Raw genomic sequence first — 13,137 nt, forward strand, 5'->3', positions numbered from 1 at the left:
GTATTAGCCGAGCCCGAGCGGATCGGGCAGGATCGCCGAGAGCGGCGGTAGCCCCGACAGCATCGACAGCGAGGTGGAAATGGCGGTGTCGAGCGCGAAATACCCCGAGCACTGCTGGTATCCGGGGTGGCCGTCGAAGTCGGAGTCGGCGAAGAACGCGGTCACCACCCCGCCCAGCGAATGGCCGCCGCACAATGTCTTCCGCTGTCGCACACCGGGATCGGGCAGCTCGTGCACCATGAGCCGGTACTGATCGGAGACGGTCTGCTCGATGCCGACCCCGGCCAGCCAGCTCAGCTGAGCGTTGTCGGCGAATCCCGCGAAGGTGTGTCCGTCGACGGGGCGGTGGCCGTAGTAGTAGTCGATCGCGACGTCGTAGTCGTGCGCGTCCGCCCCCGCGCGCACGCCGCTGTGATCGCTCAGGCAGTTCGAGCGGCGGGCCAGCGCCCAGAATTCGAGGTGGCGGCCGTCGCGTGCGGCCGCGGCCACGGTATTGCGCGCGACGCTGTCGAAAGCGCCCGCGCCCTCGAGTATTCCGGGCTGTGCGACGAGCACGCGGTCCGCGTCGGCGGAGTCGGCGGGCCCGGCGGCGTCGCGGTATCGCAGATACGACAACCAGTCGCACTCGGCGGGGTGTCGACCGACCGAGTCGGGAAGCGGGATATGCACGCGTACTACGGATTCGGTGACGGAGGTGATGGATGATCCGGTGTGGACCGCAGTTTCGGCCCGATCCGGTGCGCCGTTGTCCGCACCGGCCGCGGGTGATCCCGCGCTGAGCAGGCCCATCGTCAGTCCGAGGCAGATCGCCAAAGATCCTGTGCTGCTTCGCCGCATCGCGCGCCGTCTTCCGTTCGAGTGCCGGAGTCCGGCGAAAGTGATTTTGTAACAAAAGTACTTTCGCACAGGGTGCGGTCCCGTGCCGATGTTTCGGGATGATCCGTTCCGGCCGGGTTCGCACCGGGCGGGCGGCGCTACTCGCTCAGGACGTCCAGCAACCGCGACAGTGCGGGCAACGCGCGTTCGAGCGCGCGGCGATCCGCGGGAGCGAGTTGCGCCACAGCGTCACTCAGGACGATGGCGCTGGCCCGGTCGTAGCGATCCAGCCGCGCGCGAGCCTCGGCCGAAGCGGTGAGCAGCACCGCCCGTCCGTCGGTATCGGACGGGCGGCGTTCGACCAGATCCGCCTGCGTCAAGGCGCGCACGAGGTTGCTCACCGTCGAGGGCGCGACCCGCAGGAGTTCCGCGGCCTCGCGCGGTGCGATCCCGCCGGTGGCCACCAGTAACCGCAGCAATTCGATTTGCGCTTCGGGCAACTCGGGCAGATCCGCGGCCGCACGGGTCCGGCGCAACACCACCCGGCGCAACGGGCCGAGTAGAACGGCGAGCTGCGGGCCGACCGCCACGACCACCGCTCGACCCCTACTCACCACCGGGACAGTCTAAGCGGACCCGATATCAGGCTTGTCGGTCGCGACCACCGCCGTGCTCACCGCGAGGGCGAGGGTCCTTCCGCGCATGGTCGCTCCACTGGGTGTGATGGCGGGCACGGGGGCATCGGTCAGATGGGCTGGTATCCGCTGCCCGGGCCGCCGGACGCGTTCACCGCGGCGAGGATCTGGTCGATGGGCCGGTAGTAGGTCGGCGAATGGATCGGGAACGCGGCGGTGAGGCAGGGCAGATCGAAGCGCACGCCGTCGGCGCCGATCAGCATGCCCTGCAACATGCCGACCAGGCGGTCGCCCGCGGTGACGGGGCCGCCGGAATCGCCGTGATTGGAACAGGTCTGGTCGAGGCTGACGTCGGCGAAGGGGCCCCAGTTGAGGCTGCAATTGAATCCGGTGGTGCGGCCGTCGGTGCAGACCTGGGCGCCCGGGCCGGGGGCCGGGGCCAGTCCGGCGATGGTCGTCGCGCCGACGGTGCGGACGGGGGCGACCTTGTCCGCGTCGAATTCGATGACCGCGTAATCCAGGCCGCTGCCATCGGTGGAGAAGGCGACGGTCCCCAATGGGCCTGCGGCGGGAAACTTCTCGGCGGCGACCACGGTACCGGCCGGGGCGCAGTGCCCGGCGGTGAGCCCGACCAGCCGCCCCGCGCCGTCGTGCCCGATGGTGGTCAGCGAGCAGGCTGTATTGCTGCCGAGCACGATGCCCGAACCTCCGCCCAGCGGTACCGGCGCGGCGGCGTGCGCACCGGCGGCAGCGGTGACGGACGCGCCGAGTGTGACGGCGGCAACGGCCAGAATCGTGCGAATACCCATGGGTCTGCTCCTCGGCGAATTTCCCGCGAATGCGTGTTGGACGAGGATTGCCGGTGGCTCCGACCGAAGGGAAGGCGTTGTGAGTGCCGTCACCCTCGGGTCAAGATTCGGTCACGACCAGCGGTGATCCTCGGCCACGGGCATGAATGCCCGGGGTGCTGGGGAATTCGACGGAACGTCGAGGCGCGACCCGCAGTCGGCGGGCCGCGGCGTCGCGGAATCGTTACCGGCGCACCCGGTGCGAATCAGCGACCCCGCGGCATCCGGTCAGGACAGGCGGCTGGTGCGGTCCAGCAGCTCGGGCAGGCGGTCGAACCACTCCAGCACGGCGCGCTCGTAGCGGATGCCGAAGTCGAGGGTGGCGCGCTCGAACGGCGACATGCGCTGTTCGTCCTGCCCGGAGAGGTAGCCGGACAGCCGCTGCTCGTGGACGACGCGGTTGGTGGCGACAATGCGCTCGAGCCGCTTGGGGTCCACGAACTCGCCGAAGGACAGGGTCAGCAGCAGCGGCACCCGGATGGTCTCCGCGCCGGGATCGCGGGCGATCCACTCCGCGAACGCCTCCCGCCCGCCCTCGGTGATGCGGTAGGGGGTGCGGTCGCGGGCGCCGGACGCGCCCTTCTCGACGAGTCCGAGCTGGTGCATGGTGGCCAGTTCGCGATAGACCTGGCTCTGGGTGATGGTCCAGAAGTCGCCGATGCGCTCCTGGGCCGCGGCCACCAGATCCCACCCGGACATTTCGCCCCGGTGTAGGAATCCGAGTAGCGACGCGGCCGTCGAGTTGAGCGGGCGTCGAGCATTGTCTTCGGGCACCGGCACTCCTTTCAAGCCACGTTCTACAGTGGAATATTAGTCTCCGTAGCGGCGCGAGGTGAACACCCGGGGGCCACCGGCCGCGTCGAACACCGTGGTGGTGGAGGCGCCCACGATGAGCAGGGTGCGCATATCCACCTCGGCGGGATCCAGTTCGGCCAGGGTCACCACCCGCACCGACTCGGTCGGCCCGCCCACGTCGCGCCCGATCACCACCGGCGTCTCCGGCTTGCGATGCTCGAGCACCAGCTCCCGCATGGCCGCCACCTGCCAGCGCCGCTGCGACGACGCCGGGTTGTACACGGCGAACGCCATATCCGCCGACGCCACCGCCGAAATCCGTTGCGCCACCGTCTCCCACGGCTTGAGCCGATCCGAGAGCGAGATCATGGCGAAATCGTGCCCCAGCGGCGCACCCATCCGGCTGGCCACCGCACTGGCCGCGGTCACTCCCGGCAGCACCCGCACCGGCACCTCCCGCCACTGCGGATCCGCCGATTCCTCGATCACCGCCGCCGCCATGGCGAACACCCCGGGATCCCCCGACGACACCACGGCCACCTTCGCCCCGCCCTTGGCCATATCCAAAGCCATTCCGGCCCGCTCGGATTCGACCCGATTGTCACTGGCGTGCCGCCGCTGCCCCGCCCGCACCGGCACCCGATTCACATAGGTCGTATACCCGACGATATCGGTCGCCTCGGCCAGCGCCCGCGCCACCTCCGGCGTCGTCCACCCCTCGTCACCCGGACCCAAACCGACGACAACTAACTCTCCCACCGAGCGCGCCTGCGCCCGAACCGGATTCGACGCGGCCGGGGCGGAGTCCGCCGCGGCGTCCGGGGTCGTCAGCGGGATGCGGGTGGCCGGGGCGGGGCCGGGGACGAGGGTGATCGCGAAGTAGGGGACGTCGGCGTCGTCGACGTCGGCGGCGCGCAGGACGCGCTGGCGGGTGGAGCTGGCGCGTTCGACGTAGTAGGCGTCGGCGAGGCGGCCGGAGTCGGAAAGGGACTGGCGGACACCGGGGTAGGTGCGGCCGAGCTTCATGATCGCGGCGGCGTCGGTTTCGCGCAGGCGGCGGGTGAGTTCCTCGGCGGGCAGGGTGCCGGGCAGGACGGTCAGGACCTGGTCGCCCTCGACCAGGGGGGTGCCCAGGGCGGCGGAGGCGGCGCTGACCGAGGTGACGCCGGGGATGATCTCGGTGTCGAAGCGGTCGGCCAGGCGGCGGTGCATGTGCATGAAGGAGCTGTAGAACAGCGGGTCACCGGCCGCGAGCAGGGCCACGGTGCGGCCCGCGGCCAGGTGCTCGGCGAGCAGAGCCGCTGCGCGCTCGTAGAATTCGTCGATCGCGCCCTGGTAGCCGCCGGGATGGTCGGTGGTCTCGGTGGTCACCGGGTAGACCAGGTGCTCCTCGAGCTGGCCGGGCCGCATGTAGGGGGCGGCGATGGCGCGCGAGATGCTGCGGCCGTGGCGGGCGCTGTGGAAGGCGATGACGTCGGCCTCGCCGATGACGCGGGCGGCCTTGACCGTCACCAGTTCCGGATCGCCGGGCCCCAGCCCGACACCCCAGAGCTTGCTCATTCTTGTTCTCTCGCAATCGCATTGAGGGCGGCGGCGGTGATCGCGCTGCCGCCGCGCCGGCCCCGCACGGTCAGGAATGCGACGCCGCCGTATTCGGCCAGCGCCTGCTTGGATTCCGCGGCCCCGATGAAACCGACCGGAATGCCGAGCACCGCCGCCGGGCGGGGCGCGCCGGCGTCCAGCAGATCCAGCAGGTGGAACAGCGCGGTCGGCGCATTGCCGATGGCCACCACCGCGCCGTCGAGACGGTCGCTCCAGAGTTCGAGCGCCGCAGCCGATCTGGTGTTCCCGATCCGGGCCGCCAGCTCGGGCACCCGCGGATCCGCGAGCAGGCACAGCACCTCGTTGTCGGCGGGCAACCGCTTGCGCGTGACTCCCGAGGCAACCATGTTGGCGTCGCACAGAATCGGCGCGCCGGACTCGAGCGCCGCCCGCGCCTTGGCCACCACATCCGTGCTGAACTCCACGTCCCCGGCCAGATCCACCTGCCCGCAGGCGTGGATCATCCGCACCACCACCTGCGACACATCCGCCGGAAACCGGGCCAGATCGGCCTCGGCCCGAATGGTCGCGAACGAGCGCCGATAGATCTCGGCCCCGTCGGTGAGGTAGCTGGTACGCACGTCGGACATGGTGTCCACCCTAGATTTCGCCGTCGCAGCGGCACCGATCGGGTAGTGCGCCCGGCCACAGCGCCTCCCGTTCGGGCAGGCAATTCGGGGTTCGGGCAGGCCGCTCAGGTGCGCGGCCGCTCGAGCAGACGGGACATCACGATATTGCTCCGGGTGCGCCCGACCCGCGTGTTCTCGCGGATCCGCTCGACCGTGGCCTCGATCTCGGCCATATCGGTGGCCATGACGTGCACCAGGGCGTCGGCCTCGCCCGCGATCGTCCACACCCCGACCACCTGGGGGATCGGTTCCAGTCCGCGGCGCAGCTCGGCGGGGGAGATGTTGTCGCGGTAGAAGACTTCGACATACGCCTCGGTGCGCCAGCCGAGCGCCGCCGGATTCACCACCGCCGTGACCCCGGTGATCTGCCCGCCCGCCACCATCTTGTCCACCCGGCGTTTGACCGCGGGCGCGGACAGCCCGACGGCCGCCCCGATCTCCTGGAACGAGGCGCGCGCGTGCTCGAGCAGGTGGGCCAGGATCCGCCGATCGAGATCATCCACGGGTCGTTCCTTTCGCAATCGTGCGGTCATGGCGCCGTCACGCAACAAATCGCTGTTGAAAGCATGATCAACGCAACGAATCGCTATTTCCTGCGCAACGGTACGCCACATACCTTCAGCTCAGCCCCGTCCGCGCGCATCCGAGGGAGTCTCGTTGACGTCCGTAGCCACCTTGCCCGCCCGCGATCCCGCCGCTCGTCGGCCCGTACCCCGCCGCTACCTCATGTGCCGTCCGGAACACTTCGACGTCACCTACGCCATCAACCCGTGGATGGACACCTCCGACCCCGTCAACCGCGCCCTGGCGCTGGCCCAGTGGGACACGCTGCGCGCCGTCTACGAGGCGCACGGGCATCGGGTCGAGGTCATCGATCCCGTTGCGGGACTGCCGGATATGGTCTTCGCCGCCAATGGCGGGCTCGTCCTCGGTGACCGGGCGCTCTCGGCGCGCTTCGCCAATCCCGAACGCGCGCAGGAAGGTCCGGCCTATCACGACTGGATGGCCGCGCGGGGCTTCGCCGCCGTGACCGCCGCCCGCGAAACCAACGAGGGCGAAGGCGATTTCGCCATCGCCGGGGATCGCATCCTGGCCGGAACCGGCTTCCGCAGCGCCCGTGGCGCTCATGAGGAGGTCGCCGAGTTCTTCGGATTGCCGGTCGTCTCACTGGATCTGGTGGATCCGCGCTTCTACCACCTCGACACCGCGCTCATGGTGCTCGGCGACACCATCGCCTACTACCCGGCCGCGTTCAGCGGACCCAGCGCGCGGCTGCTCGCGAACCTCTACCCGGACGCCGTCATCGCCACCGACGAGGACGCGAACGTGCTGGGCCTCAACGGCGTCTGCGACGGCTACCACGTCTTCCTCACCGAGAAGGCCACCGCGCTCGCCGGGCAGCTGCGCGAGCGCGGCTACGAGCCGGTCGGCATCGATCTGTCGGAACTGCTCAAGGCGGGCGGCAGCGTGAAATGCTGCACGCTCGAACTGCACCGGGTCAGAACGGCAGCCGGGTCCGCAGCGGACTGACCGCCGGATCGTGCAGCGGGTGCGCCAGAATCAGGAAGCGCAACAGCATGATCGCGCCACTGATCTGGAGCACCGCCAGCGGAACCTCGCCGAGGATGGCGGTGCCGATCGACACCCACATGTCCCCGGCATCGGCGGTCACGATGTCGAACCAGGCGTCCACGAGCAGCAGCAACCCGGTGCCGAAGGCCGGAAGGATGAGCGCGACCCGCCGCCGCCAGCCCAGATAGGCGGTGGTCGCCATCATCAGCACCAGCAGAATGTCGAACCCGATCCACGCCATCGACCAGTGCCGGGCGTGATACTCGGCCGGCAACGAGAAACCCAGATACACGATCCACGGAATCAGGGCGATACAACCGCCGACCATGAGCGCCAGCCGAACCCGCCGATGCACCCGCACCACCTCCGGCCGCGGCAGCACCCGCTCCGGCGGCGGCTGCAACCGCCGGATCAGCGCCCGCCGCTCCTCATCCGACATCGCCGCGATCTGACCATCGCTGAGCCTCGCAAACGTCATGGCCGCCTCCCACCTCCGACTCGCCGCTGCTCTGGATAACCACTGTGCACCCCCGTGGGTAGCCAGCGCACGGCTCAGGCGGGTAACTGGGCGGTGCCGGTCAGTCGGCGGGGCGGATCCGGTAGCCGTCGACGGTGGCGATGATGTCGGTGACCTCACCCTTGGGGCGGCCGCAGCGGCGGTCGCAGCCGGACCAGTGTTGGCGGCCCGCGGCTACGATCTCGTCGGAGTCTAGGCCCGCGCGGGCGAATTGCGGTGCGCCGGTGGGGACCACGCGGCCGGAATCGACGGCCTCGGCGGCGTCGGCGCGGACATCGGTGAGCGATTTCGCGCAGCCGGGGCGGCCCGCGCAGGCGCTGACCAGCAGCCAGGGGGAGTTGGCGTCGAAGATCAGGTCCATGGGGGCGAGGACGCGGACCACCTGTTCGGCCGCCCACTCGTCGAGATCGGTGATGACAAGGCTGCGCCACGGGGTGACGAAGACCGGACGCTCGACGGCGGCGATGAATTCGGCGGTGCGGGCGGGCAGCGAGCCCAGGCGCACGCCCGCGCCGAGCGCCACCCGCTCGTCGTCCGGATTCAGCCAGCCGATCGGAATGTCCTGGCGCGCGGCCATTTCCAGAGTTTCGCCGGCGGCCTCGAGGCCGGGGCGGGTGGTCAGCAGGTGCTCGGTCAGCCGGGCGCCGCCGTCCGGGATCTCGTGCAGCCGCCACTGGCCGTCGCGCAACTCCAGGAAGCCGTGCGCGGCCGCGAGCATGAGATCGACCGCCTCGGCGGCGGGCACCCGCACCCCGGTGTCCTTGCCCGCCAACAGGAGTGCGTAGGTGTTCTCGTCGACGGCGTGCACCCCGATATCGCCGCCCAGGCCGCTGACATCGCCGCGCCCGTCATCGAGGGTGAACAACACGCGGCCCGGCAGCTGTGCCAGTTGCGGCCGTGCGCGCAAACCCTCGTCGAGCGCCGGAACCAGCGGATGCACATCGGTCCAACCGCCGACCCGCCCCGACAGCGGCGAGGCGATGATATTGCGAACTCGCTCGTGGGTGGCGCTGGGCAACAACCCCGCCGCGGTGAGCCGCTCGCTCAACGCCGCGGCATCGCGCACCCGCCGGAACTGCACATTGCCCCGCGAGGTGAGTTCGATATTGCCGTCGCCCAATTCGACGGCCGCCGCGGCCAGGGCCTGGAGTTGCTCGGGGGAGAGCCGCCCACCCGGCACCCGAATGCGGGCGAGGGGACCATCGGCTGCTTCGTGCAGGCGCAGCACGCCCGGGCAGGAATCGGGTTCGGTTCGCGTCATGACCACCCCAGCCTACGGAGCCCGCTGAGCCCCGGCATCCGAGGCCGGACGCCATCCATCATGAGTATCTTCATCTATAGATATTGCAATCTAAGCATGTTTCTCTCGCCAGCCTCTAACCTCCCATGCAAGGAGGGGGAGCGGCGACGAGCAGAGTCAGGCGGCGACATGAAGAGATTCCGGAGCCAGGCTCCGGAATCTCTTGGGGGAGGGGGTTTTCGGGTTGGGTCAGCGCATGCGGTGGGGTTCTATTGCCTTGGGGGCGCCGCGGCGGCGGGCGAAGGCGGGGGTGGTTTCCCAGGTGTCGTTGAGGAGGCTGGGGGCGTTGTGGTGTTCGACGTGGTCGCGGTGGACGGTGGTGGTCATGACCGTGATGCCGAAGAGGACCGTGGCGGCGCAGATGATGCCGGCGAGCATGGCCCACTGCGTGTGACCGGAGCCGGCGGCCGTGAGGGCCATGGCCAGCGTTGCGAAAGCAACCAATGCGCAAAAGTATCCCGACCAGGCAGCAAAGCGATTCCGCCTGACCCATCCTGGAGTGGTTGGCATACGGGCAGCATACGGGCAGATCGGACGGTCTCCCAGGCTCGTGGACGAGCCTTTGCCGCACTGTGATCCGGGCGCGTTGACGGCGGCGCCGACCGGGCGCGATAGCATCGGCGAGCTCGTCGAACGGAAGAAACCGGTGCAATTCCGGTGCGGTCGCGCCACTGTGACAGTCAGACCTTCCGGCGAGCGCCGAACCGTGCTGGGCGCGTCACCCTAGGAAGGCCGAACCTTGATTCTGCTGCTGTCCACCTCCGACACCGATCTGCTGAGCGCGCGCGCCAGCGGGGCCGACTACTGGCTCGCGAATCCGGCGCGCCTGCTGCCCGCGGACCTGCCGGGCCTGCTCGACGGCGTCGAGCTGGTGATCGTGCGCATCCTGGGCGGCAAGCGCGCCTGGGAGACGGGGCTGGAGACGGTGCGGGCCAGCGGAATTCCCGTGGTGGCCCTGGGCGGCGAGATCGCGCCCGACGCCGAGCTCATGGAGTGCTCGACGGTGCCGGGCGGCGTGGCCGCGGACGCCCACAACTACCTGGCGGCGGGCGGGCCGCGGAACCTGCTGCAGCTGCACCACTTCCTGTCCGACACGGTGCTGCTCACCGGGCACGGGTTCGAGCCGCCGGTGGAGATGCCGAGCTGGGGTGAGCTGGAACGGGACTCGCGCCCGGTCGCCGCGGACGCGCCGACGGTCGCGGTGGTGTACTACCGCGCCCAGCATCTGGCCGGGAACACCGGCTACATCGACGCGCTGTGCGCGGCCATCGAGGACAAGGGCGCGCGGGCGCTGCCGGTGTACTGCGCCTCGCTGCGCACCGCGGAACCGGAACTGCTGGCGCGGCTGCGCACCGTGGACGCGCTGGTGGTGACCGTGCTGGCGGCCGGTGGCACCAAGCCCGCGACCGCTTTGGCCGGTGGCGATGACGAGGCGTGGGATGTGGGCGCGCTCGCCGACCTGGATGTGCCTATCCTGCAGGGACTCTGCCTCACCAGCGGCCGGGAGCAGTGGGCGGCCAACGACGACGGCCTTTCGCCGCTGGACGTGGCCACCCAGGTGGCGGTGCCGGAGTTCGACGGGCGCATCATCACGGTCCCGTTCTCGTTCAAGGAGTTCGACGCCGACGGCCTGTCGACCTATGTGCCCGACCCGGAGCGGTCGGCGCGGGTGGCGGGCATCGCGGTGCGATACGCACGGCTGCGCCACATTCCGGCCGGGCGCAAGAAGATCGCGATCATGCTCTCGGCCTACCCGACCAAGCACGCGCGCATCGGCAATGCCGTCGGCCTCGACACCCCCGCCAGCGCCATTCGGCTGCTGACCGAGATGCGTTCGGCCGGTTACGATCTCGGTGCCGAAGGAGAGATCCCCGGGCTGGAGCAGGGTGACGGGGACGCGCTGATCCACGCGCTCATCGCCGCGGGCGGGCAGGATCCGGACTGGCTGAGCGCGGAACAGCTCGAGGGCAACCCGATTCGGATCGGCGCGGACCTCTACGGCCAGTGGTTCGAGACCCTGCCGGAGGATCTGCGCGAGGCTGTCGTCGAGGCGTGGGGGCCGCCGCCGGGCGAGCTCTACGTCGACCGTTCCGCCGACCCGAAGGGCGAGATCGTCATCGCCGCACTGCGTTTCGGCAATGTGGTGCTGATCGTGCAGCCGCCGCGCGGGTTCGGGGAGAACCCGGTGGCCATCTACCACGACCCGGATCTGCCGCCGAGCCACCACTATCTGGCCGCCTACCGCTGGCTGGCCGCCCCGGAGGGCTTCGCCGCCGACGCCGTCGTGCACCTGGGCAAGCACGGCAATCTGGAGTGGCTGCCGGGCAAGACCCTCGGCATGTCGGCCTCCTGCGGCACCGACGCCGCGCTCGGGGATCTGCCGCTGATCTACCCGTTCCTGGTCAATGATCCCGGCGAGGGCACCCAGGCCAAGCGCCGCGCCCACGCCACCCTCGTCGACCACCTGATTCCGCCCATGGCGCGCGCCGAGACCTACGGCGACATCTCGCGTCTCGAGCAGCTGCTCGACGAGCACGCCAATATCTCCGCCCTGGACCCGGCCAAGCTGCCCGCCATCCGCCAGCAGATCTGGACGCTCATGCGCGCGGCCAAGATGGACCACGATCTGGGCCTGACCGAGCGCCCGGACGAGGAGTCCTTCGACGACATGCTGCTGCACGTCGACGGCTGGCTGTGCGAGATCAAGGACGTGCAGATCCGCGATGGCCTGCACGTGCTGGGCCAGGCCCCGGCCGGGGAGGCCGAGGTCGATCTGGTGCTGGCCATGCTGCGCGCCCGGCAGCTGTGGGGCGGTGAGGTCAATGTGCCCGGCCTGCGAGAGGCGCTGGGGCTCAGTGAAGCCGGTGACGAGGCCCGCGAACAGGTGGATGCCGTCGAGCGGCTGGCGCGCGAGCTGGTGGCGACCATGGGGGAGGCCGACTGGGAGGTCGACTCCATCGATCCCGTCACCGAGACGGTGCTGGGCGGCCAGCTCGCCGCCAACGCCGGAATCACCGATGTCGCGGCCCGATTGGGCGAGGTGCGCAAGGTGCTGGGCTTCGCCGCGACCGAGGTGGTGCCGCGGCTGCGGCAGACCGGTGTGGAGATCGCGCGCATCCTGCACGCGCTCAACGGTGGCTTCATTCCGGCCGGGCCGAGCGGTTCACCGCTGCGCGGGCTGATCAATGTGCTGCCGACCGGGCGCAACTTCTACTCGGTCGATCCGAAGGCGGTGCCCTCGCGGCTGGCGTGGGAAACCGGTCAGGCCATGGCGGATTCGCTGCTGGAACGCTACCTGGCCGATCACGGCGAGTACCCGCGCTCGGTGGGCCTGTCGGTGTGGGGCACCTCGGCCATGCGGACCTCCGGCGACGATATCGCCGAGGTGTTCGCGCTGCTGGGCGTGCGGCCGGTGTGGGACGAGGCCAGCCGCCGCGTCACCCGCCTGGAGGCGATCTCCCTCGCGGAGCTGGGCCGTCCGCGCATCGATGTCACCGTGCGCATCAGCGGCTTCTTCCGCGACGCCTTCCCGCACGTGCTGGCGCTGCTCGACGATGCGGTGCGGCTGGCCGCCGGGCTCGACGAGCCGGCCGAATCCAACTACGTGCGCGCCCACGCCCAGGCCGACCTGGCCGAGCACGGCGACGAACGGCGTTCCACCACACGCATTTTCGGCTCCAAGCCGGGCACCTACGGCGCGGGCCTGCTGCAGCTGATCGACTCCAAGAGCTGGCGCACCGACGACGATCTGGCGCAGGTCTACACCGCGTGGGGCGGTTTCGCCTACGGCCGCGATCTCGACGGCGCGCCCGCCGCCGACGACATGCGCACCGCGTATCGGCGAATCGCGGTGGCGGCCAAGAACACCGACACCCGCGAGCACGATATCGCCGACTCCGACGACTACTTCCAGTACCACGGCGGCATGGTGGCCGCGGTGCGCGCGCTCACCGGCAAGAACCCCGAGGCCTACATCGGCGACAGCACCCGCCCGGACGCGGTGCGCACCCGCACCCTGTCCGAGGAGACCGCCCGGGTGTTCCGGGCGCGCGTGGTGAACCCGCGCTGGCTCGAGGCCATGCGCCGCCACGGTTACAAGGGCGCGTTCGAAATGGCCGCCACGGTGGACTACCTGTTCGGCTACGACGCCACCACGAATGTGGTCGCCGACTGGATGTACGAAAAGCTCGCGGAATCCTACGTATTCGACGAGACCAATCGGAAGTTCATGGAGCAGTCGAATCCCTGGGCGCTGCACGGTATTGCGGAGCGTTTGCTGGAGGCGGCGGAGCGGAAACTCTGGGAACAGCCCGAGGCCGACACGCTGGATCGGCTGCGGCAGATCTATCTGGAAACCGAAGGCGAACTGGAATAGGCGAATTCCGGCCGGTTGGGGCGTGTCGGGGTGACTCGCAGGACAAAC

12 protein-coding genes and 1 riboswitch are annotated in these 13,137 nt (G+C 70.0%); of the genes, 2 read left to right on the plus strand and 10 right to left on the minus strand.

Translation table 11 applies throughout. The annotated features are described in order from the left end of the window. Positions 1–3 precede the first annotated feature (3 nt). The 7 genes from NS2_RS07975 to NS2_RS08005 all read right to left on the minus strand — a co-directional run bounded on the left by NS2_RS07975 (position 4) and on the right by NS2_RS08005 (position 5,828). Positions 4–789, minus strand: a complete 786-nt coding sequence (locus tag NS2_RS07975) for a hypothetical protein (RefSeq protein WP_033086748.1) — start codon at positions 787–789, stop codon at positions 4–6. A gap of 185 nt (positions 790–974) precedes the next feature. Continuing rightward, positions 975–1,430 (minus strand): MarR family winged helix-turn-helix transcriptional regulator, encoded by a 456-nt coding sequence (locus tag NS2_RS07980; RefSeq protein WP_200885910.1) that lies wholly within the window; start codon positions 1,428–1,430, stop codon positions 975–977. A 131-nt stretch (positions 1,431–1,561) separates the two neighbouring features. Continuing rightward, a complete protein-coding gene (locus NS2_RS07985) occupies positions 1,562–2,260 on the minus strand; it encodes a S1 family peptidase (protein WP_033086714.1) in 699 nt (232 codons plus the stop codon). A 267-nt stretch (positions 2,261–2,527) separates the two neighbouring features. Further along, a complete protein-coding gene (locus NS2_RS07990; RefSeq protein WP_033086746.1) occupies positions 2,528–3,073 on the minus strand; it encodes a PadR family transcriptional regulator in 546 nt (181 codons plus the stop codon). A gap of 36 nt (positions 3,074–3,109) precedes the next feature. Then, complete coding sequence (gene cobJ, locus NS2_RS07995) at positions 3,110–4,654, minus strand: precorrin-3B C(17)-methyltransferase (protein WP_033086713.1); 1,545 nt, start codon at positions 4,652–4,654, stop codon at positions 3,110–3,112. Next, entirely contained in the window at positions 4,651–5,286 is a 636-nt protein-coding gene (locus NS2_RS08000) for a precorrin-8X methylmutase (RefSeq protein ID WP_033086745.1), read from the minus strand. Before NS2_RS08000 ends, cobJ begins: the two co-directional genes overlap by 4 nt. 104 nt (positions 5,287–5,390) lie before the next feature. Beyond that, on the minus strand, positions 5,391–5,828 hold the full coding sequence (locus tag NS2_RS08005; protein ID WP_033086744.1) for an Lrp/AsnC family transcriptional regulator: 438 nt from the start codon (positions 5,826–5,828) through the stop codon (positions 5,391–5,393). A gap of 154 nt (positions 5,829–5,982) precedes the next feature. Here NS2_RS08005 and ddaH point away from each other — a divergent pair, with 154 nt between their 5' ends. Then, on the plus strand, positions 5,983–6,855 hold the full coding sequence (ddaH, locus tag NS2_RS08010; protein WP_338037862.1) for a dimethylargininase: 873 nt from the start codon (positions 5,983–5,985) through the stop codon (positions 6,853–6,855). On the opposite strand, the gene NS2_RS35890 is transcribed toward ddaH, so the two are convergent. From NS2_RS35890 to NS2_RS08025, 3 genes are all read right to left on the minus strand, one after another. Continuing rightward, entirely contained in the window at positions 6,824–7,375 is a 552-nt protein-coding gene (locus NS2_RS35890) for a hypothetical protein (RefSeq protein ID WP_033086711.1), read from the minus strand. The genes ddaH and NS2_RS35890 overlap by 32 nt on opposite strands. A 100-nt stretch (positions 7,376–7,475) precedes the next feature. Next, a complete protein-coding gene (gene cobG, locus NS2_RS08020; RefSeq protein ID WP_033086743.1) occupies positions 7,476–8,675 on the minus strand; it encodes a precorrin-3B synthase in 1,200 nt (399 codons plus the stop codon). A 228-nt stretch (positions 8,676–8,903) separates the two neighbouring features. Further along, complete coding sequence (locus NS2_RS08025) at positions 8,904–9,158, minus strand: hypothetical protein (RefSeq protein ID WP_143161336.1); 255 nt, start codon at positions 9,156–9,158, stop codon at positions 8,904–8,906. A gap of 182 nt (positions 9,159–9,340) precedes the next feature. Further along, a riboswitch (adenosylcobalamin-variant (AdoCbl-variant) riboswitch) is annotated at positions 9,341–9,410 on the plus strand. Between the two features lie 43 nt (positions 9,411–9,453). On the opposite strand from NS2_RS08025, the gene cobN reads away from it, so the two are divergent. Next, positions 9,454–13,089, plus strand: a complete 3,636-nt coding sequence (cobN, locus tag NS2_RS08030) for a cobaltochelatase subunit CobN (protein WP_033086710.1) — start codon at positions 9,454–9,456, stop codon at positions 13,087–13,089. Positions 13,090–13,137 lie beyond the last annotated feature (48 nt).

The sequence above is a fragment of the Nocardia seriolae NBRC 15557 genome (assembly GCF_007990715.1).
GTDB classification, from domain to species: Bacteria; Actinomycetota; Actinomycetes; order Mycobacteriales; family Mycobacteriaceae; genus Nocardia; species Nocardia seriolae.